Here is a 19,699-nt window from a genome sequence, read left to right as displayed (position 1 = left end):
ACCGGACCAAAGGGTGACACAGGACCGAAGGGCGCAACCGGGGCGACCGGTAGCACCGGGGCAACGGGTCCCACTGGCTCGACTGGACCCAAGGGCGATACAGGGCCAAAGGGTGACACAGGACCGAAGGGGGCGACCGGCAGCACCGGGGCAACCGGAGCGACGGGTTCGACCGGGCCCAAGGGCGCGACCGGTGATAAAGGCCCGACGGGTCCCACGGGACCTGCCGGTCCGACCGGGTCGTCCGGCGGCAACCACAATTCAAGTGTGGTGCCGACGACCCAGGTCACGTCCAACACGCTCGGGCTCAAGGATACGACGCAGTTCCTGCAGTTTGGAACGGCCGGCAATCCCGGCTCGACCGACCTGTCGTTCCGTCAGCTCCTTGGCCTCATGGGTGGTTCGGTGACGACCGATCTCCTGAACGTCCTCAACACGATCAAGGGATTTGGCCAGAACCAGAACAAGCCGTCGGGTTCGAATTCCGACCTGGGATCGGACCAGACCAAAAACGGCGGCTACGGCAGTATCGACGACACGCTGAAGAAGGTCATGAAGGACATTTTCAAGCCGCATGACTGACGTGGCATGGCGACCAGACGGACCGCGATGGAACACGGTCCGGGATTGAGAGAGCAGAGCGCGCGGGCCTGTCGCAAATGCGGCCCGCGCGTTCATCATGAACGGGTAGGGGGCTCGCGCGCCCAGCCTGCCCAGAGTATAGTGGGTGCAACCGGAGTGCGCGGAAGCGGTCGGTCTGCTTGTAGCGGTCCCGGACGAGTGCCTGCGTGACGGAAGTAGAGTGTATGGTTAGTGTGCCTCTGAACGCCGAAGGCCAGCCGACCCCGATCAAGGTTGGCGTCGAAGCCGACGTGCCGGGCGGGGTCGCGCGGGAGAGCCTGGCCGGACTGACGCCCGGCGGTCCCGCCACCTTCGACCAGGTCGCGCCCCGCCTCAAGGCGATGCTTCGGGTTGCCCGCTACCATGGCGTCGAGCTCGACCCGAACGAATTCAGGGCGGCTAAACCCGGGCCGATCCCGGAAGCGGCCGATCTCTCTCAGTGGGCCCAAAACGGCGGCATGTGGGCGCGAGCGGTCCGCATCCGCTGGTCGCATCTCCTGCGCTTCGAGCAGACAGGGCCGGTCGTCCTGCTGTTCAGCGACGGCGGCGCGGGCATCCTCACCGGCGCGAGCGTCGAGCGAAACATCGTTTTCCTCAAGAGTGTCGATGCGCCCGACGATGCCGAGGGCGTGCCGATAGACGAACTGCGCCTGCTGCAGGCGTGGTCGGGCGAGGCGGTGCTACTGCGGCCGACACGGTCCTACGTCGCGGCCGACGCGCCCTTCACTTTCCGATGGCTGGTTGATCTCGTTCGGCTCGAGAGCCGGCCGCTGCGCGACATCGGCATCGCTTCCTTCACGCTCAGCATCCTGACCATCCTGCCGCCTCTCATCGTCATGACGGTGGTCAACAAGGTGCTGCAGTTCAACAGCACATCGACCCTCGTGCTGCTGGCCGCGATCATCGCCGTCGTCTTCGTCTACGAGACGCTGCTCGGTCACGCGCGGCGGCTGATCATCAACGTCGTCGGCGCCCGGCTGGACACCAAGCTGCACCTGCACGTCTTCAGCCGACTGCTGCGCTTGCCGCTGGATTATTTCGAGCGCCATCCGGCAGGCGAAACCATGTACCACCTCGCGCAAGTCTATCGCATCCGCGAGTTCCTGACCGGAAAGCTGCTCAGCACGTTGCTCGACCTGATCACGCTGTGCGTGCTCCTGCCGGTGATGTTCTACATAAACGCCACGCTCGCCTGGATGGTGCTGTTCTGCGCCGGTGTGATCATGGCGATCATCTTCGCGTTCCTTTCGCCATTGCGCCAAAGCTATCAACGCGTGGTCGACGCGGAGACCTGGAAGTCGGCTGCGCTCGGCGAAACCGTCGTCGGCATCAAGACAGTCAAGGCGCTCGGTCTCGAACCGCAGCGCAAGGCGCTTTGGGACGAGCGGGTGGCGGATGCGGGCAAGGCGCGGCTCGCCTTCGGACAACTGGCGAATTGGCCGCAAACCCTCGTCACGCCGATCGAGCGCGTCATGGTGCTCGGCACGATGCTGATCGGCGCCTATCTCGCGATGAACGACCGGACGGGCTACATGGTCGGCAGCCTTTTCGCCTTCATGATGATCGCTCAACGCGTCGCGCAGCCGCTGGTCGGCCTTGCCCGGCTGGTCGAGGACTACGAAGAGGTGGGCGCGGCGATCGGCGAGGCCGCCTCGGTTCTCAACCGCCCGCTGGAAAGCGCGTCCAATTCCGCTGGCCTGCGGCCGAAACTCGCCGGCCAGATCAATTTCAGCGACCTGACCTTCAGCTACATCGGCACCAAGACCCCGGCGCTCGACCGTGTCACCTTCGATGTTCCGGCAGGCACGATGTTTGGCATCGTCGGGCGCAGCGGGTCGGGCAAGTCGACGATCGCGCGTCTGCTGCAGGGCATCAATCGCGATTACAGCGGGTTCCTGAAGCTTGACGGGGTGGACCTGAAGGAAATCAACCTTCGCCATCTTCGCCAGGGATTGGGCGTTGTCCTGCAGGACAATTTCCTCTTCCGCGGCTCGATCCGCGACAACATCATCGCCGGGCGTCCCGGCCTGACGCTGTCCGATGCCATGCGTGCCGCCCACCTTGCCGGCGCCGCCGAGTTCATCGAACGCATGCCGAACGGGTACGACACCTATATCGAGGAAGGCTCGCCCAATCTTTCGGGAGGTCAAAGGCAGCGCCTGGCAATCGCGCGCGCGTTGATCCACAATCCGAGCATCCTGATACTCGACGAGGCGACCAGCGCTCTCGATCCCGAGAGCGAGGCGGTGGTCAGCGCAAACCTCATGCGCATCGCCAGCGGTCGAACGATGGTCATCGTCTCGCATCGGCTTGCCTCGCTCACCGAATGCGACCAGATCCTCGTCATGGATCAGGGCAAGGTGCTCGATGTCGCGCCCCATTCGGTGCTGCTCGAGCGGTGCGGCCTGTACCGTCAGCTGTGGTTCCAGCAAAACAGGCATCTCGACGGGCGACATGGCCGGCTGGCCGCCGTGCCGCCGCGCGTGGTTTGAGGCAGGTTGGCCGCATGAGCAGCACGACCTTGCCCAGCCTTCCCGCCCGCCGGCGCCGCGTCGAAGCGAGCGATCCGACCGCGCCCGCCATCCTCGAATTCCAGTGGCCCTCGACGGCGGTCGCAAATGCCCCTATCCCGCGCGTTGCGCGCAGCATCGTGTGGATCATCTCCAGCCTGGTCGTTGCATTGATCACGCTCGCGGCGCTGATACCGGTCGACCAGGTCGTCACGACGAGAGGCCTGGTGGTCTCGCAATCGCCCAACATCATCGTCCAGCCGCTGGAGACCGCAATCGTCCGCTCAATCGACGTTCGCGAGGGACAACAGGTGAAAGCCGGGCAGGTGCTGGCCCGCCTGGATGCCACCTTTGCGTCGGCCGATCTCACGGCGCTGGCCGCGCAAGTCACGACGCTCGAAGCCGAAGTGGCCCGCCTCAAGGCCGAGTCCGACGGAAAGCCTTTCACCTATGACGGACTGGACCCGAGCTGGACGCTGCAGGCCTCGATCTTCGAGCGCCGCAAGGCGGTCTACGACGCGAAGCTGGAAAGCTTCGACCGGCAGAGCGACGAGCTCAGCTCGGTCATCTCGCGCTCGCAGTCCGACGCCGAAGGCTACAGGCAGCGCCTGGCCGTCGCGGGTTCGATCGAGCAGATGCGCAAGCAGCTCGAAGCGCGGCAGGTCGGGAGCCGTCTGAACACGCTGCTTGCCGAGGACAACTCGGTGGAAATGTCACGCTCGCTCAGCAATGCCGAGCAGACGACGGAGGCTGCGAAGCGCCAGCAGGCCGCTGTGGGGGCGGAGCGTGACGGCTACATCCAGAGCTGGCGCGCAGAGGTTTCGCAAAGCCTGTCGGACGCCAACTCGCGCGTGTCGGACGCCCGTGAATTGCTCAACAAGGCGAAGCTGCGCAAGCAGCTGGTGGAGTTGAGGAGCGAGGCCGACGCCACCGTGCAGTCGGTGGCCAAGGTTTCGGTGGGTTCGGTGCTGCAATCCGGAGAGCGGCTGGTCACGTTGGTGCCCGCCGACGCGGTGCTCGAAATCGAGACGAACATAATCGGTCGCAGCAGCGGCTTCGTTCATGTCGGCGATCCGGTCGCGATCAAATTCGACACCTTCCCCTATTCGCAATACGGCCTGGCACATGGCACCGTTCGCACGGTCAGCCCGGACTCGTTCTCGGCCAGGGAGCAGGCTCGCGATCCGAACAGCTCGCTGGCCCTGCTGCCGTCCGACGCCGACCTGTTCTACCGCACGCAAATCTCCATCGACGACGTCGCGCTGCATGGCGTGCCCGCCGGCTTTGCGATCAGCCCCGGCATGCCGGTCACGGCGGATGTCAAGGTAGGGCGCCGCACCGTCTTGAAATACATTCTCGGCGCGATGCTCCCCGTGGGCCAGGAAGCGATGCGGGAGCCATAAGATGGCGATCCTGGACCGGCTGACCGGACTCCACCCCGCTTTGGCCCTGCGCAGGGCAGTCCAGCTTTCCGAGACCGGAAAGCCCGCGGACGCTTTTCCGCTGATGGCGATCGCGGCTCGCGCCGGCATCCCGGAGGCGGAATATCGCGTTGCGCGATGCTATCTCGAAGGTTCGGGCGTACCGCCCAGTCGAACCGAGGGCGCACGTTGGCTGCGGCGTGCCGCCGATCGTGGAAATGCCGATGCGCAGGCGCTTCTGGCCGCGCTTTTCGTCGCCGGACTGGCGGGACAAGAGGATGGCGCGGGAGGCAAGAATTCCGAAAGGCTGTTCGAGTCGGAGTCCCCCCAGGAACCTGATTTTCAGTCAGCGCTCATCTTTGCCCGAAAGGCGGCGGAAGCCGGATCGGCAACAGGGCAAGCGATACTCGGTTACATCCTGAGCAAAGGTCCGAAGCCGGTGCGGGATCTCGATGCCGCGCATGGCTGGTACGCCAAGTCCGCCGCCGCTGGCTGTCCCGAGGGGTGTCTGGGGCTTGCCCTATCGCTCGCGCGGCGCAAGCAGCCGGAGGATAGGGGCCGGATTGCCACAGAGGTGAGGCGTGCGGCCGACGCCGGCTTGCCCACGGCGATCTATCTCCTGGCGGTCCTCACCGAGCACGGAATGGGCGTAACGGTCGACCGGGAAGCCGCCACGCAGCTCTACCAACTCGCGGCGGAGAGGGGGCTCGCCTCGGCCCAGCTCCGGCTTGGGTCTGGACTGATCGATGGCAGCCTGGCCGGAGAAGATCCTGTTGCCGGCGAAGCATGGATGCGCCGTGCCGCGCTGACCGGAAATCTTGACGCAGCCTATCGTCTCGGCGAACGGCACGTGAAGGGCCCGGAACCTAACTACGCCGAAGCCGCGACGTGGTATCGACGTGCCGCGGAGGCAGGCCATCAGCCGGCCGCGCGTGCCTTGGCTTCGCTTTACCTGTCCGGGAACGGAGTGGCCCAGGACGCGGAAGAGGGAAAGCGCTGGCTCCGGACCGCCGCCGCCAGCGGAAGCCGCGAGTCCCAAGTCGACCTTGCGAACCTCGTGCTAGAAGGCACGGGTGAGCCGGACGACGGTGCGAACGTGGCAGGATGGTTCGCCGCGCCCGCCTCGGCGGGCGACCTGGTTGCGGCGTTCAATCTCGGGCTCTGCTTCGCCGAGGGCGTCGGCGTTAGCAAGAACCAGGAGCAGGCCGCGCGCTGGATGCGGCGCGCTGCCGAGGGCGTCGCGCAAGCCCAATACATGTATGCGCGCATGCTTCAAGACGGGCGCGGCGTGCCCAGCGACCCCGCGCAAGCCCGTTTGTGGTTCAAGCGCGCGGCGGATGCCGGCATGGCCGACGCCCAGGCGGCGCTCGCCGAAATGATGCTTAACGGGCGCGGCGGTGAACGTTCCCCGGTAGCAGCGGCGCACCTTTTCAAGCAGGCAGCGGCTGCGGGTCACATCGGCGCCATGTTCGCAATAGGTGCGCTGTTCGACGCGGGCCAGGGTCTGTCCCTCGACCGCAAGGCGGCGCAAAAATGGTTTTCCGCCGCCGCCGAGCGGGGGCACGGCCACGCGCAACTCATGCTGGGCCGTTATCTCGTGCGAGGTCTTGGCGGCGTGCGCGACCCCGCGGCTGGGCACGCCTGGCTAAAACGAGCGGCCGAGGAGGGTATCGACGAAGCCACCGATGAACTCGCCGATCTCGCGCAGGATTGAATCTCCGTTCAGGAACCCTTCAAGTCCGCTCCGATGCGAACGGCCCGGAAAGATGATGCGTGCGCAGGAGCGTGGAGAGGCGGTTCGCGGCCTCGGCAAAGGCTTCACCGCCGGCGGCGATCAGGGCCGATCGTTCTTCCGCAGAAGCAGCCAGGATGCGTTCCCAGAACGCGGCGACAAGGGCGCTCGACCGGGCGAGATCGGCGACCGCAGACTGATCCTCGGCCAGGGTCGTCAGATGCCGAGGACTGATACCGCCGATCCCGGGCGGGACTTTCGCTCCCATGTCGACGAACCCAGGCGGCAGCGATCCCTTCAAATTGTAGACCCGATGCTCCACGACGGCCGCGAATATCTGATCGACCGCCTGTTTGGCGCCCGCGACGCGGGAAGGATGGTCCGTGTCGGCGGCGGCGTGAGGGAGAAGCTCGAGACGCTCGCGGTATCTTTCGACAAGCCCGAGATAAGGCAGCATTGGGCCCGACAGCGTCTCGCCGCCGGTGAACAGGTCGGCGTCGATCGCCGCGTGGGAAACGCGACCTGACCCTAGTGCGCGCTCAAGCGCAACCACGTCGACCAGTTCGCCGCGATCGTAATTGATGAGCACGGCGCCATGGTTGAGCGCAGAAAGCACCTCGTCGCCGATCAGACCGGCGTTGGCGTAGCGCTGCTGGCCAGCATCGAAAGCGCCCAGTCCAAGGTGAACCGACAGCACATCCGCGTCGCGCGCCGCGTCCACCATGGTTGCAGCGTAGTCGAAACCTTCCAACTCGATCCATTTCCGGTGGCGTGGGCGCGCATGGATGGCGACGCGCATGCCGAAGGCCTGGCCGAGCCTGGCGAATTCCCGACCGATGTTGCCATAGCCGATGACGGCCAGCTTCTTGCCTTCGAGCTTCTCGGTCGGGTATTGTGGCAGGTCTTTTCCTGTATCGAAACGCCCGCTGGCAACCAGAGCGTTGAGCCTGTCCACCGGCAGGTCGGGTCTGACTTTCAGCAGCGCCTTCATGGCCATTTGGGCGGTGGCGCGGCTGTTGATGCCCGGCGTGTTCATAAGGGGTGCTTCGCCGCCTTCTCCGCTACCGCCGCCCCACGATGCCGAGCCCATGTTGCCGGTACCGGCGCCGATGCGCACGCCGCCAAGGCGAAACCTGGTTTCCGCCGGAATGAAGGTCGCGGCGGCGATGACAGCGTCGTAGCGGCCGTCGCCGGCCTCGGCCAGCAACTCCTCCCGCGTGCTCAATTGAGGCAGGTAGAAGAAATGCAGCTTGCCGGGATCAAGGGGACCGGCCCCACCGACACCGGTCTGGTGGAACACACCGTCCTTGGCCTCGATGTGGGCCTTCACCTCACTGTGGTCGGGATTGCCGTCGACCCCGAACCGGAGGCCGACAAAGTCGCAAATCAGAACATTGGCTGACGTCATGAAACCGTTTCCTCCGGACTGTCCCAGCTACACCATTCAAGCGCCGGCAGGATAGGCGCGAAGCGTCTACCTGGGTCGCAGCGAGGAAATCGCCAGCATCGTCCAGCGATCGATCTAGAACCTGTCGGCCCTGAAAGGCGACAGGTCGACCGTCGTCGGCAACCCCGCCGCCAGCTCGGCGACAAGCTTGCCTGTGACCGATCCGGCGATCAGCCCCTGATGCCCGTGGCCGAACGCATAGATGACGTTGCGGGCGCGCCTCGCACGGTCGATGACGGGAATGCTGTCGGGCGTCCCTGGCCGATGGCCCATCCATCGGCTCACCTCGCCATCGCGGAACTTCCTGAACATGGGCCTGGCCTGCTTCAGCAGCGCGTCGGCACGGAACATGTTGGGCGGCTGCGTCAGGCCGGAGAACTCCACGTTTCCGGCGATGCGCAATCCATCTTCCATGGGGGAGGCGACGAACTTGCGGTCTGCCGAAATGGTCTGGATCCGCAGCCCCGTGTCGGCGCCCTTCACCATCACGTGGTAGCCGCGCTCCGTCTCGAAGGGGATGCGATTGCCGAGCTTGCGGGCAAGGTCGGCCGACCAGGCGCCGGCGGAAAGGACCGTCTGGTCGACCGCGCGGCGCTCGCCGCCTTCCAGAACGACCGCCTTCAGTTCCTGTCCGTTGGTTTCGAAATCCGCGACACGCGCTCGCACGAAGCTCGCGCCCTGACGTGCGGCGTTTTCCGCCAGTTTCAGCACCAGCCGGCCGGGATTCGGACACTGGCCTTGTTCCGGCAGATAGACCGCGCTCTTGAAGATCGACGCCAGGGCGGGCTCCAACTGCCGGATTTCGTCGGCATTGAGAATGTCGACCCGCACGCCGTGCGAGCGACGCAGGTCGAGGCCGTAGCTGCCCTTGCCGGGCCCGTCCGCGCTTTCGTAGACGAAGAGCTGGCCGCGTTTCTGCAGGAGTTCCTCGCAGCCCGCCTCCTTCATCAACGGCTCGTAGCATTCGAAGGTGTAGCGGTGCAGCGCGCGCATCGCCGCCGAGATCTCCTCGACGCGCGACTTTCGACTCGCGGCCAGGAAACGCAGCAGCCACGGCAGGGCGTGCGGCAGGTAGGCCAGCCGCACATAAAGCGGCCCTTCCGGGTCCATCAGCCATTTCGGGACATTCTTCCACACGCCGGGCATGGAGTTCGGTATGCAGGATCCCGGACATATGCCGCCGGCATTGCCGTATGAGCACTGGTCTTCCGATCCCGGCAAAGCCGGGTCGATCACCTCGACCTCGAAGCCCTGCTTCAGCAGATAGTTGGCACTGCAGACGCCAACGATGCCCGCGCCGATGACGGTCACCTTCCTGCCTGCGCCACAGCGATCGCCCCGCATGCCGATTGCCCTCGCTACGCCGTTATGGCGTCAGGTCGCTGACGGCGCCGGCCCGGAATGCCGGCAGCGAGCGCGATACGATCTGCTGCAGCATGCGGAAATCGGAAAGGTAGGCCATGAACCGGTAGCCCAGCTTGCGCATGTCCACGCCATAGGCGACCGACCCGCAATGGATGCCCGGGATGACACCCGCTTCCTTGCATTTGGCGGCGATGTATTCGATTGCCTCGTAGACGGCCGGGTAGCGCGGGTCGAAGCCGGGCGCCTCGCCCATGGTGACGGCGAGATCGGACGGGCCGACGAAGATCGCGTCGAGGCCCGGTGTCTTGAGGATGTCCTCGAGGTTCTTGACCGCCTGTTCGCTCTCGATCATCGCCATTGTGATGACCGTCTCGTTGGCATGCTTGAAATAGTCCGGGCCGGCGTAGAGCGAGGCGCGCAGCGGGCCGACCGAGCGGCCGCCCTTCGGGAAGTAACGGCAGGCCCTGACGAAGGCATCGGCTTCGGCGGCGGTGTTGACCATCGGGCAGATGACACCATAGGCGCCCGCATCCAGTACCTTGCCGATGATTGACGGGTCATTCCACGGAACGCGCACGAAGGGCGCCGCGTCCGTGATGGAAATGGCCTGGAGCATCGGGACCATGTCGACATAGTCGGTCGCGCCGTGTTGGAGATCGACCGTCACCGCGTCCCAGCCCTGCTGCGCCATCAGTTCCGCCGAGATAGAGGAGGGGATGCCCAGCCATCCCGTCACCGCTTCACCGCCGGCTGCCCAGATGTCCCTTACCTTGTTCCTGCGCATGGTCCTTCGTCCTTTCAAGCTGCGGAATTGAGGATGAGATCGGATGCCTTTTCGGCGATCGCGATCGTGGTGATGTTGGTGTTGGCGGCGATGATGGTCGGCATGATCGAGGCATCGACGACGCGCAGCCCCTGCACGCCGCGCACGCGGCATTCGCCGTCGAGGACCGCGAGCGGATCGCTTTCGGCGCCCATCTTGCAGGTGCCCGACACATGCCAGCCGGACCATACCGACTGCTTCACCCAGTCGGCGATCAGGTCCTCGTCCTGCATCATCTTGTGCATGCGGTCGGTGGTGCCGAATTTGCGCTTCAGCAACGCCTCGCGGAAGAACGGCAGATAGTCGAAGGCGTAGGCGGCGCTTGCCGTCTTGATCCAGTTCGAGGCTTTGCGCACGCTGAGCGCCCGCGCTTCGTCGCTGTAGCCGGCCAGGAACCAGGTGTTGACATGGGCCTGGACATCGGGGGCCGTCATGATGCGGTAAATGCGCTTGAAGCCGTCGACCAGGCGCATGAGGTCACGGCCGTCAGAGGCCATGTTCAGGTCGACGATCGGCTCGTCGGTCTGGTTCGGCGACCTCAACGTCACGGTCCCACGAGAATAAGACTTGTTCACGCAGACATTGAGCGCGCCCATCGCCTTGCCCAGCGGATGCCATCCGGCGCGGTTGACCGGCATCAGGAGCATGTCTCCGGGGTGGCAGCCGGCAACGTTGGAAGAGTAGCGGACGCCTAAGAAGATGTGCCGACGCTGGCCTGGCCGCAGCCGGGCCGATTTCTTGAAATGGGCGCCGACGGCGATATGGGGATGGTCGGTCAGGTTCTCGCCGACGCCGGGCACGTCCGCGACGACCTCGATCCCCAGCCGGGACAGTTGCGCTGCTGGACCAATGCCGGCGCGCATGAGGATCGCCGGCGAATGCAGCGCGCCGGCAGCCACGATCACTTCGCCGGCCCTGTAGGTCCTGGTTCCGCCATTGATCGTGACGCTGGCGCCGACGATGCGCGTACCTTCGCTTACCAGCCCTTCGACGAAGGCGTTGGCGAAGATATGCAGGTTCTTCCTGGCGCGCGCCCGGCTGTGGAGGTAACCGACCGCCGTCGAAACACGACGGTCGTTCTCGTTGGACAGCGGCAAGGGGAAGGAGCCGTCGTCGAAGCTGCCATTGTAGTCGGGTTGGTAGGGATAGTCCTGTTCGGTCGCCCTCAGCACCGATTTCGTGAAGCCCGCCCATTCCGGCGGAAACACGCGACGGATCGGGATGTTGCCGGCCTTGTTGTGCAACGCGCCGTCGAAATCGAGATCGCGCTCGAGTTTCTTCAGGTAGGGAAGCATACCTTCCCACCCCCAGCCCTTCAGGCCGAGGCTCTCCCATTCGTCATAGTCGTGCGGGAGGCCGCGCACGGCGAACTGGCCGTTGATGCTGGAGCCGCCACCCATGACCTTCGCCTGCTCGAGCTTAGCGGTCTTGGGTGGTTGCGAGTTCAGCTTTGGGGAGCGGTTGTAAACCCTGAGCTCGGTCCAATGGTATTTCGGGTCGAAATAGGACAGTCCGGGATAGCTGTCGGCGATGATATCGGGGACGTCGTCCGGCGGCGTGTCCGGGCCTGCTTCGAACAGCGCAACCTGTTTGGTTCCGTTTTCGGAGAGCCGGCTGGCAAGCACGGCTCCGGCAGAGCCGCCGCCGACGATAATGTAATCGAAATGCATGATGTGGCTCGTTTCAGGCGTAGTTGACCCAGACGGCTTTTTGCCTGGTGAACTCCGCGAAGCCTGCCCGCCCCATATCCTTCCCGAATCCGGAGCCCTTGTAGCCGCCGGCGGTGTAGGTGAATTCCGGGCTGCGGCCGTGCTGGTTCACCCACACCATGCCGGCCTCGATGCCGTCGGCCGCCTTCAACGCCTTCTTCAGGTCCGTGGTATGGACGCTTGCGGAAAGCCCGTAAGTCGGATGAGCGGCAAGCGCTATGCCCTCTTCGATATCGGTGAAGGTGCTGATCGTCGCCACGGGACCGAAGAACTCCTCGCGGAAGCCGATGTTGTTCTCATCGACGTTTTCCAGCAGCGTCGGAGCGTAGAAGTTGCCCTCGTTGCGTGTCTCGAGCGGCGCGCCGCCCGCGATCAACGAACCGCCTTCGCCGACGGTCTGCCGGATCATGCCGTCGATCCGGTCGAGTTGCCTGCGGCTGATGATCGGGGCAAAGGTCGTGGCCTCGTCCCAGGTCGGACCCGCCTTGATTTCCTTCGTCTTGCCGATGATGCGCCCGACCAGTTCGTCGGCGATCTTCCTCTCGACGAGAATGCGTGAACCCGCGGTGCAGACCTGGCCGGCATTGGCCATGAAGGCGGCCGACACGCGGCTGGCCACGACATCGAGATCGCCGGCATCGGCGAGCACCAATTGAGGGCTCTTGCCGCCGAGCTCCAATGTCACCGGCTTGATGCCGGACTGCGCCGCCAGCGACATGATCGCCGCACCGGTGTTGGTCGATCCGGTGAAGGAGATCATCATCACATCGGGATGGCGAACGATGGCGGCGCCAGTCGTGTGTCCATATCCGTTGATGACGTTCAACAAGCCGGCCGGCAGACCGGCCTTCGCCGCGAGTTCGGCAAGCGCGAGAAGGCTATGCGGCGTGAGCTCGGAAGTCTTCATGACGACGGCGTTGCCCGCGGCGAGCGCCGGGGCGAATTTCCAGGCGGCCGTGATCATGGGGAAGTTCCACGGCACGACGGCGCCGACAATGCCGTAGGGCTCGCGCTTTACGTAGCTCAGCGTGTTGCTTTCGGTGGCGGTGACGATCCCTTCGAGCTTGTCGCAATACTCCGCGAAGTAGCGCACGACGCCGGCCGTTCGGATGGCGTCGCCGATCACCGTGCCCGAAATCAGGCGGCTCGATCCCATGGCTTCAAGCCGGCCGAGGTCGAGGTTGTTTTCCTCGATCAGCTGCGCGAAGCGGAACAGAATCTTCGCGCGCTCCCGTGGCGCTATCTTTGCCCATTTGCTTGCCTTGAGCGCCTCCTTCGCGGCCTTGACCGCAAGGTCGACAGCGGCTTCGCCACCATCGTTGACGACGCCCATCGCCTGCTGGTCCGACGGACGAAGCACCTCGATCTCGCTGCCCGGGAGATCGAGGTATCGGCCGCCGATATGATGGCCTTTGGGGACATCGACGATTTTCGGATCAAAACTCAGCATGTTCTTTCCTTTTCGGAAGCGTATTGGCCACGATCGCTGGGCGTTGCGGCGCGGCGGGAGCCACGGCTCACGCGCTGTCGGCGTGCATGGCTTCCAGAAACGGGCGCAGCATGTCCGCCGATTCATGGAAGCGGCCGACGAAGCTCTTCAGCCGCTCGTGCGTGGGGTGGAGCAGTATCTTCTGCGGCGGACCTTCCTCGGCGACCAGGCCCTGGTCGAGGAAGACGATGCGATCGGCGATCTCGAAAGCGAAGCCCAATTCGTGCGTCACGATCACCATGGTCATGCCGCTCTTGGCCAGCTCGACCATGGCCTTCATGACCTCGCCGACGAGCTCCGGATCGAGCGCCGATGTCGGTTCGTCGAAAAGCATGACCTTCGGCTGCATGGCCATGGCGCGCGCGATCGCGACGCGTTGCTGCTGGCCGCCGGAAAGCTGACGCGGAAGTTTGTCGGCGTGCTGCTCCAATCCCATGGTCTTGAGGAGCTGCATGGCCTTGTCGCAGGCCGCGCCCGCGGGCTCTTTCTTGACCGTCACCGGCCCTTCCATGACGTTCTGAAGCGCCGTCATGTGCGGGAACAGGTTGAACTGCTGGAAGACCATGCCGGTCTTGGCGCGGATCCTGTTGACCTCCTGCTTGGCGATCTCGCGGCCGCCGCCGGTCTGGCGGTCGAAGATCGTCTCGCTGTCGATGACGATGCGGCCGCTGGTAGGGCTGTTGAGGAGGTTGATGCAGCGCAGAAGCGATGTCTTGCCCGAGCCGCTTGCGCCGATCAGGACGACCACCTCGCCTTCGGCTACTTTCAGGTCGACACCGTGCAGGACCCGCTTGGCGGCGAAGTCCAGGCAGATGCTTTCCAGCTGCAGGACCTGCCTGGCGTTTGCGCCATCGGGCCGTGGGGATATTGGATTGCTGATCATTTGGACATCATCCCTCTCTTTTCCAGTTTGCGCGCCAGGTAGGTCAGCGGCACCAGGATGATGAGGAAGATCGCGCCGACGGCGGTGTAGACCTCCATCGGCCGATAGGTGAAGGAGGAGATGTAGCTGGCCTGGTAGAGCAGGTCAGGCACGGTGATCATCGAGAGCAGGGTCGTGTTCTTCATCTGGATGATCGACTGGCCGGCGAGCGGCGGGATCATCCGGCGAAAGGCCTGCGGGAGGATGATGCGGCGCATGCGCTGGCTGTAGGACATGCCGATGGCGGTTGCGGCGTCGGTTTGCCCCTGGTCGATTGACTGGACACCGGCGCGCAGGATTTCCGCATAGAAGGAACCGACATAGCAGCTGAGGCCGATAAAGCCCGCCCAGAACTTCGTCACGTTGACTCCGGCGAAGATCGGAAAGGCGTAGTAGACCCAGAGCAGCGTCACCAAGAGCGGTATGTTGCGGAAGAACTCGACGTAGATCTGGCCGAGCAGCACGAGAGGCCGGAAGGTGCTGAGCTGGATGAGGCCGACGATCAAACCGATGACGAGGCCCGCCAGAATGGTGATGACGGTGAAGTACAGCGTCATCAGCAGGCCGTCCCAGAGCAGGGGCCAGTTGTTGGTCAGTACGGTGAAATCAAACATGATCAGTGCTCGTGTCGTCGGCGGAGCTGAACGCGCCGAGAAAAGCTCGACCGCTCCGGAAAGCGGTCAAGCCTGGTGTGGATCAGCGATCAGAAGCTGAAACCCTTGGGCAGGATGGAGAGATCGATGCCGCGTGCCTCCCAGGCGCGCGCCAGCTTGCCCTGTGCCTGGCCGAGCGAGCGCTGCTGCTCGATCCAGTTGGTCAGGAAGTTGATGTAGCCGGCATTGCCAGGCTTGCGGGCAACGGCCAGCGTTGCGGGGTTGCGCAGGATCGGCTCAGGCAGGGAAACCTCGCCGATCTTCTTTTCCGAAACCTGCAGCGCGTCGAAGATCGACAGCAGGACGCCGTCCGTGCGTCCGGACTGCAGTTCCATCAGGGCGAGTCCACGATCTTCTACCGGCGTGATCTTCGCCTTGGGTAGAAGCGCCTCGGCGACGATCTGCATCGTCGAGCCCTTCTGGACGACCACCGTCTTGGACGGATCGTTGAGCTCGGCCCAGGTCTTGACCGGCTTGCCCACGGGAGTCAGCACGGCCCACGCATCGGTGAACAGCGGTTCCCACAAATAGTCGACCACGAGGCCGCGCTTCGGGTTCGGATTGACGCCGATGGCGATGTCGATCTTGTTGGCCTGGAAGTCGGCGGCAAGATTGCCCCAGGTCGTCTCAACCGGCTGCAGCTTGACGCCGAGCTCGGTGGCGATCTCGGTGAGGAATTCCACGTAGAAGCCGCTCCATTGACCGGTCGCTGGGTCCTTGATGTAGCCGGGCTCCTCGCCGACCATGACGGGCGCCTTGAGAACACCGGAGGCGCGGATCTGGTCGAGCACGGCCGACGGATTGTCATCCGCGACCGCCGCCACCGGCGCCGCGAGAAGGGAGAGCGCGACGGTCGCCGCCGCGAATAGCTTGCTGAAGTTGAACGAAATCATGACGTTCCCCTTTTCTTGTGGTTGGGTTGTTAACGACTGAGGAATCCCTTCGAGAGCGGATCATCCGCTTCGAAGAAGATTGTCTGCGCCGAGGTGATGAAGGCGCTGCCTTCGATCTCGACGATTGCGGCCTCCCGCTCCCCAACCTTGACCGTTTCGGAAAGGCGGGCTTCGAACGGGATGCCGAATATGTTGCGGGCGCGATAGACCTGATCGGGCCGAAGGGCGCCCGTGTGCAGAAGGTGCGCCAGGCGGGCCGACGTTCCGGTGCCGCAAGGCGAGCGATCGTACTTGTTCGTTTCAAGCACCAGGAAATGCGTCGCGCTGTCAGGCGTATCGGCTGCGTAGAAGAGGACGCTCGGCGCTGCCGCGCCGGCAAAAAGCGGCATGCCGGAGATCGCCTCCTTGGTAGCCTTCTTGATGGCGGAGCCCTTGAGCATCAGCTGCGACGCTCGATCCGGGGCAAGCTCCAGTCCCAGTTGCGCTGCGTCGACGAGGGCATACCACATGCCGCCATAGACGATATCGGTCCGAACCTTGCCGATGTCGACAACGTCGACCTCAAGCCCCTCCAAGCCTACGTAACTGGGCACATTCTTGAGGCGCACCGTTTCCAGCGCGCCGCTCTCGTTCCAGACAAGTCCGACGGTGACGACGCCTGCCGGCGTCTCGAGCGTGAAGCTGTTTCCCGTCGATGGGCCGATCTGCCCCGTGAAGGCGAGCGTCTTGGCAAAGCCGATCGTGCCGTGACCGCACATGTCGAGATAGACGTATGACGAGATGAAGAACGCGCCGTAGTCCGCCACATCGGACTGCACGGGAACGAGCCCCACCATTGCGGCGTGACCGCGCGGCTCATGCAGGAGGGCGGTGCGCAAATCGTCGAAACGGTTGCGAAAATCGTCGCGGCGCTCTCGCACAGTTCGACCATCGAGCCGGGGAATGCCGCTGAAAATCACGCGTGTCGGATGCCCGGCGGTGTGGCTATCGACAACGGAAAAGGATGCGTTGAACACGACCATGGCAGTCACTGACCGAAGTAGTCGCGAACCTTTTCGCGCATGCTTTGCCAGATCTCGCGGATGAGCTTCTCCGTCATCGCCTGCGATGCTTCGCCATCGCCGGCAGTGATCGCATCGTAGATGCGCGCCGTATCGTCCAGCGACAATTTCACGATCTTGGGGTCCTGCTCGTAAGCGTGGAAGCGATAGCGCAGCGCCTGCTTCTCCAGTCCCTGCAGCAGCCGGGTCAACGTGCGATTGGCGGCCAGATCGTAGACCAGGGCCGACCCGCGGACATCGACGGTGAAGAACTGCCGGGCGTCATTGCGGGCCTGGGCTTCCTTCAACTCGACCAGAAGGCCGCGGAACTCTTTCTTGCGCTCCTCATCGCTGGATTCCGCAGCCTGACGGGCGACGAGGCCCTCAAGCGCGATCCGACAAGTATAGACCTCGTCGAAATCACGTTGCGACATTGGCGCGACCCAAATCCCGCGCCGTGCCTCGCGGATGACGAGGCCATCGCGCTCCAGCAGGCGCAGCGCTTCGCGAACGGGTGAGCGGCTGACGCCGTAACGGTCGGCGACGAACTCTTCCGTCAACCGCTCCTCGGATTTCAGGCGCCCCAGGATGATCTCCTCCTCCAGCATTTCGGCGAGGCTTTCGGGGATGGCGGCTGCCAGTTTCGGAAATCGTTGCAAAATCATGTCGACACCATATTGTATACAGCATACAAGTCAAGCGCCCTCTGCGGAAATTGCTGAGGGCGCTCGTCAGGGAACGCACGCATTCGGCGTGGCGCTGTTCAGGGCGGTCAGGATCAAGAGGAAGAACGGACAATGTATTCGGAAAAGGTCGAGCTGCTGATCGCCGGTGTGTGGCGGGGAGGCTCCGAAGGAAAATCGGAGCCGCTGATCAATCCCGCCAACGAGGAAGTCCTCGCCGAAGTCCCTCACGCCAGTGTCGCGGACCTGGACGAGGCGCTGACCGCGGCAGCTCAAGGCTTCAAAACATGGAAGGCAATGACGGCGCAGCAGCGCTGGGTGATCATGTCAAAAGCCGCCGATCTGATCGAGCAGCGAAAGGCCGAGATCGCCCGGGTATTGACCATGGAGAACGGCAAGTCGCTGGCGGAAGCCACCGGCGAAGTCCAGTTCGCCGCGGATGCCACGCGGTGGTACGCCGAGGAAGGCAAGCGCGCCTATGGCCGCATAGTGCCCGCCAGGTTGCCCGGCGTCCGCCAGATGGTCCTGAAGGAGCCGGTCGGGCCGGTGGCCGCCTTCGCCGCCTGGAACTTTCCCGCCAGCAATACCATCCGCAAAATCGCCGGTGCGCTGGGCGCCGGCTGCTCGATCATCCTGAAGCCGGCCGAAGAGACGCCCGGTACCGCGGTCGCAATGGCCCGCTGCTTCCAGGAGGCGGGACTGCCCGCCGGCGTGCTCAACATCGTTTTCGGTGTTCCGTCGGAGGTGTCCAGCTATCTGCTGGCATCGCCCATCATCAAGAAAGTGTCGTTGACTGGCTCGACGGCCGTCGGGAAGCTGTTGCAGAAGCAGGCGGCGGATACGCTCAAGCGCTGCACGATGGAACTCGGAGGCCATGCGCCGGTGATCGTCCACAAGGACGCCGATCTCGAAAAGACGCTCGACACGCTGGTGACTTTCAAGTTCCGCAATGCCGGGCAGGTCTGCACGTCGCCGACGCGCTTCTACATCCATGAAGCGGTCTACGAACCCTTCCTCTCAGGCTTCGCCGATCGCGCCAATCGCCTGAAGATCGGCAACGGCCTCGAGGAGGGCGTCCAGATGGGGCCGATGATCGCACCGCGCCGCCTTGAAGCGATGGACGGCTTCGTCGCCGACGCGCAGTCTCATGGGGCCATGGTGGTCGCCGGCGGCCGGCGTCGTGGCAACACGGGATATTTCTACGAACCGACGCTGCTGCGGGATGTCCCCGATACGGCGCGCATCATGTCGGAAGAGCCGTTCGGCCCGATCGCCCCCGCGACCACTTTCTCGAGCTTCGACGAAGTGATCGAGCGTGCAAACTCGCTTCCTTACGGGCTGGCGTCCTTCGTGTTCACACGCGACTTGGCGCTTGCCCAGAAGAGCGAGCTGGCCCTTGATGCCGGCTTAGTCGGCGTCAACCATATGATGGTGTCGACGCCGGAGACCCCTTTCGGCGGCGTCAACGAATCCGGCTACGGATCGGAATCCGGGATCGAAGGTCTGGAGGCCTACCTGCGGACTAAGTTCGTCACGGAAGTCTGAAGCGGTGCTGCCGCCATTGCCGATGAGCCGGCGTCAAGCCGGCTCGTCGTCCGGGTGGCCGAGCTCGCAGAACCAGCCGCCGAGATACTTCACCGATGGCCGCTTCGGATCGGGAACGGGGGTCTTGGCCTCGACGGCGGCGCGGAAGGGTTCGGCGCTGTCTTGCGGGATGAAACCCAGGTGGTTCGCTCCGCTGTTGTCGACCGTCTTCACCTTATTGTCCGAGATGCCGAAGGAGATTGTGTGGCCGACGCGCGGGGCGGTCAGCGCCGCCTCGACCAAGCGAACGCAATCATCGAATGAAAGGTACGACCATAGCATGCGGCGGTCGGCCGGCTCGGGGAAGGACGAGAAGATGCGCAGGCAAGCGGTTTCGATGCCGAACTTGTCCCAGTAGAGCCGGCTGAGGCTTTCGACGAAATTCTTCGACACGCCATAGAGGCTGTCCGGCCGCACCGGCGCGTCGACGCCGATATGCGCCTCGACCTCGTGATAGCCGATCGCATGCACCGACGAGGCGTAGATGACGCGCTTGACGCCATGTTTCCGGGCGCCTTCGTAGATGTGGTAGGAGCCGCGGATGCTGGAATCGAGGATTGTCTGCCATTTGCATTCGAGCGGAGCGCCGCCGAAATGCACGATTGCGTCGCAGTCCCTGGTCGCCGCGATCGTCGCGTCCATGTCGGCGAGGTCGAAGACCGCCTCTTCCTCGTGAGGGGCAAGATCGCCGAAAGGCTCGCGCCCTGCCAGGCGGATCTTGCCTGCGAGCGGCACCAGCCCCTTGCGCAGTTGCGAGCCAAGCCGGCCAGCGGCGCCGGTGATCAGGATGCGTTCGTAATGCGGCAT

Annotated in this window: 15 protein-coding genes and 1 pseudogene; 5 read left to right on the top strand and 11 right to left on the bottom strand. The window is 64.2% G+C overall.

What is annotated here, in order from left to right; genetic code table 11:
• The 4 genes and pseudogenes from Q0L57_RS32355 to Q0L57_RS32340 form a co-directional block, all read left to right on the top strand.
• Positions 1–582 (top strand): annotated as a pseudogene (locus Q0L57_RS32355) (collagen-like protein); the annotation flags it as partial.
• A 224-nt stretch (positions 583–806) separates the two neighbouring features.
• Positions 807–3,113: a peptidase domain-containing ABC transporter gene (locus Q0L57_RS32350; RefSeq protein ID WP_296747160.1), complete on the top strand. Its 2,307-nt coding sequence runs from the start codon at positions 807–809 to the stop codon at positions 3,111–3,113.
• Between the two features lie 14 nt (positions 3,114–3,127).
• Positions 3,128–4,534 (top strand): HlyD family type I secretion periplasmic adaptor subunit, encoded by a 1,407-nt coding sequence (locus Q0L57_RS32345; protein WP_296747159.1) that lies wholly within the window; start codon positions 3,128–3,130, stop codon positions 4,532–4,534.
• A gap of 1 nt (position 4,535) precedes the next feature.
• Positions 4,536–6,266, top strand: coding sequence for a tetratricopeptide repeat protein (locus Q0L57_RS32340; protein WP_296747158.1), 1,731 nt, complete (start codon positions 4,536–4,538; stop codon positions 6,264–6,266).
• A gap of 19 nt (positions 6,267–6,285) precedes the next feature.
• Here the strand turns inward: Q0L57_RS32340 and Q0L57_RS32335 are convergent, their stop codons facing one another.
• The 10 genes from Q0L57_RS32335 to Q0L57_RS32290 form a co-directional block, all read right to left on the bottom strand.
• Positions 6,286–7,692, bottom strand: coding sequence for an NAD(P)-dependent oxidoreductase (locus Q0L57_RS32335; RefSeq protein ID WP_296747157.1), 1,407 nt, complete (start codon positions 7,690–7,692; stop codon positions 6,286–6,288).
• A 114-nt stretch (positions 7,693–7,806) separates the two neighbouring features.
• Positions 7,807–9,075: an FAD-dependent oxidoreductase gene (locus tag Q0L57_RS32330; protein WP_296747156.1), complete on the bottom strand. Its 1,269-nt coding sequence runs from the start codon at positions 9,073–9,075 to the stop codon at positions 7,807–7,809.
• A 22-nt stretch (positions 9,076–9,097) separates the two neighbouring features.
• Positions 9,098–9,880, bottom strand: coding sequence for an aldolase/citrate lyase family protein (locus Q0L57_RS32325; RefSeq protein WP_296747155.1), 783 nt, complete (start codon positions 9,878–9,880; stop codon positions 9,098–9,100).
• Positions 9,881–9,894: 14 nt separating this feature from the next.
• Positions 9,895–11,589, bottom strand: coding sequence for a GMC oxidoreductase (locus Q0L57_RS32320; RefSeq protein WP_296747154.1), 1,695 nt, complete (start codon positions 11,587–11,589; stop codon positions 9,895–9,897).
• 13 nt (positions 11,590–11,602) lie between these two features.
• Positions 11,603–13,078 carry an aldehyde dehydrogenase family protein gene (locus Q0L57_RS32315; protein WP_296747153.1) on the bottom strand — a complete coding sequence of 492 codons (1,476 nt, stop codon included), beginning with the start codon at positions 13,076–13,078 and terminating at the stop codon, positions 11,603–11,605.
• Positions 13,079–13,145: 67 nt separating this feature from the next.
• Positions 13,146–14,000 carry an amino acid ABC transporter ATP-binding protein gene (locus Q0L57_RS32310; RefSeq protein WP_296747152.1) on the bottom strand — a complete coding sequence of 285 codons (855 nt, stop codon included), beginning with the start codon at positions 13,998–14,000 and terminating at the stop codon, positions 13,146–13,148.
• A complete protein-coding gene (locus tag Q0L57_RS32305) occupies positions 13,997–14,653 on the bottom strand; it encodes an amino acid ABC transporter permease (protein ID WP_296747151.1) in 657 nt (218 codons plus the stop codon). Before Q0L57_RS32305 ends, Q0L57_RS32310 begins: the two co-directional genes overlap by 4 nt.
• 89 nt (positions 14,654–14,742) lie before the next feature.
• Entirely contained in the window at positions 14,743–15,585 is an 843-nt protein-coding gene (locus Q0L57_RS32300) for a transporter substrate-binding domain-containing protein (RefSeq protein WP_296747150.1), read from the bottom strand.
• Between the two features lie 29 nt (positions 15,586–15,614).
• A complete protein-coding gene (locus tag Q0L57_RS32295) occupies positions 15,615–16,607 on the bottom strand; it encodes a proline racemase family protein (RefSeq protein WP_296747162.1) in 993 nt (330 codons plus the stop codon).
• Positions 16,608–16,612: 5 nt separating this feature from the next.
• Entirely contained in the window at positions 16,613–17,290 is a 678-nt protein-coding gene (locus tag Q0L57_RS32290) for a GntR family transcriptional regulator (protein WP_296747149.1), read from the bottom strand.
• Between the two features lie 132 nt (positions 17,291–17,422).
• On the opposite strand from Q0L57_RS32290, the gene Q0L57_RS32285 reads away from it, so the two are divergent.
• On the top strand, positions 17,423–18,853 hold the full coding sequence (locus Q0L57_RS32285) for an NAD-dependent succinate-semialdehyde dehydrogenase (RefSeq protein WP_296747148.1): 1,431 nt from the start codon (positions 17,423–17,425) through the stop codon (positions 18,851–18,853).
• A gap of 33 nt (positions 18,854–18,886) precedes the next feature.
• Here Q0L57_RS32285 and Q0L57_RS32280 read toward each other — a convergent pair whose 3' ends face one another.
• Positions 18,887–19,699 (bottom strand): NAD(P)-dependent oxidoreductase, encoded by an 813-nt coding sequence (locus tag Q0L57_RS32280; RefSeq protein WP_296747147.1) that lies wholly within the window; start codon positions 19,697–19,699, stop codon positions 18,887–18,889.

The organism is Mesorhizobium sp. (assembly GCF_024509055.1).
Taxonomy (GTDB): Bacteria; Pseudomonadota; Alphaproteobacteria; order Rhizobiales; family Rhizobiaceae; genus Mesorhizobium.
This window is presented reverse-complemented; position numbering and strand designations above follow the sequence as displayed.

Excerpts from the sequence above, each read along its gene's own strand:
- Q0L57_RS32330 (WP_296747156.1), bottom strand. The coding sequence starts at position 9,075 with ATGCGGGGCGATCGCTGTGGCGCAGGCAGGAAGGTGACCGTCATCGGC.
- Q0L57_RS32315 (WP_296747153.1), bottom strand. The coding sequence starts at position 13,078 with ATGCTGAGTTTTGATCCGAAAATCGTCGATGTCCCCAAAGGCCATCAT.
- Q0L57_RS32310 (WP_296747152.1), bottom strand. The coding sequence starts at position 14,000 with ATGATCAGCAATCCAATATCCCCACGGCCCGATGGCGCAAACGCCAGG.
- Q0L57_RS32325 (WP_296747155.1), bottom strand. The coding sequence starts at position 9,880 with ATGCGCAGGAACAAGGTAAGGGACATCTGGGCAGCCGGCGGTGAAGCG.
- Q0L57_RS32300 (WP_296747150.1), bottom strand. The coding sequence starts at position 15,585 with ATGATTTCGTTCAACTTCAGCAAGCTATTCGCGGCGGCGACCGTCGCG.
- Q0L57_RS32340 (WP_296747158.1), top strand. The coding sequence starts at position 4,536 with ATGGCGATCCTGGACCGGCTGACCGGACTCCACCCCGCTTTGGCCCTG.
- Q0L57_RS32350 (WP_296747160.1), top strand. The coding sequence starts at position 807 with ATGGTTAGTGTGCCTCTGAACGCCGAAGGCCAGCCGACCCCGATCAAG.
- Q0L57_RS32345 (WP_296747159.1), top strand. The coding sequence starts at position 3,128 with ATGAGCAGCACGACCTTGCCCAGCCTTCCCGCCCGCCGGCGCCGCGTC.
- Q0L57_RS32305 (WP_296747151.1), bottom strand. The coding sequence starts at position 14,653 with ATGTTTGATTTCACCGTACTGACCAACAACTGGCCCCTGCTCTGGGAC.
- Q0L57_RS32335 (WP_296747157.1), bottom strand. The coding sequence starts at position 7,692 with ATGACGTCAGCCAATGTTCTGATTTGCGACTTTGTCGGCCTCCGGTTC.
- Q0L57_RS32280 (WP_296747147.1), bottom strand. The coding sequence starts at position 19,699 with ATGCCGCATTACGAACGCATCCTGATCACCGGCGCCGCTGGCCGGCTT.
- Q0L57_RS32290 (WP_296747149.1), bottom strand. The coding sequence starts at position 17,290 with ATGATTTTGCAACGATTTCCGAAACTGGCAGCCGCCATCCCCGAAAGC.
- Q0L57_RS32285 (WP_296747148.1), top strand. The coding sequence starts at position 17,423 with ATGTATTCGGAAAAGGTCGAGCTGCTGATCGCCGGTGTGTGGCGGGGA.
- Q0L57_RS32295 (WP_296747162.1), bottom strand. The coding sequence starts at position 16,607 with ATGGTCGTGTTCAACGCATCCTTTTCCGTTGTCGATAGCCACACCGCC.
- Q0L57_RS32320 (WP_296747154.1), bottom strand. The coding sequence starts at position 11,589 with ATGCATTTCGATTACATTATCGTCGGCGGCGGCTCTGCCGGAGCCGTG.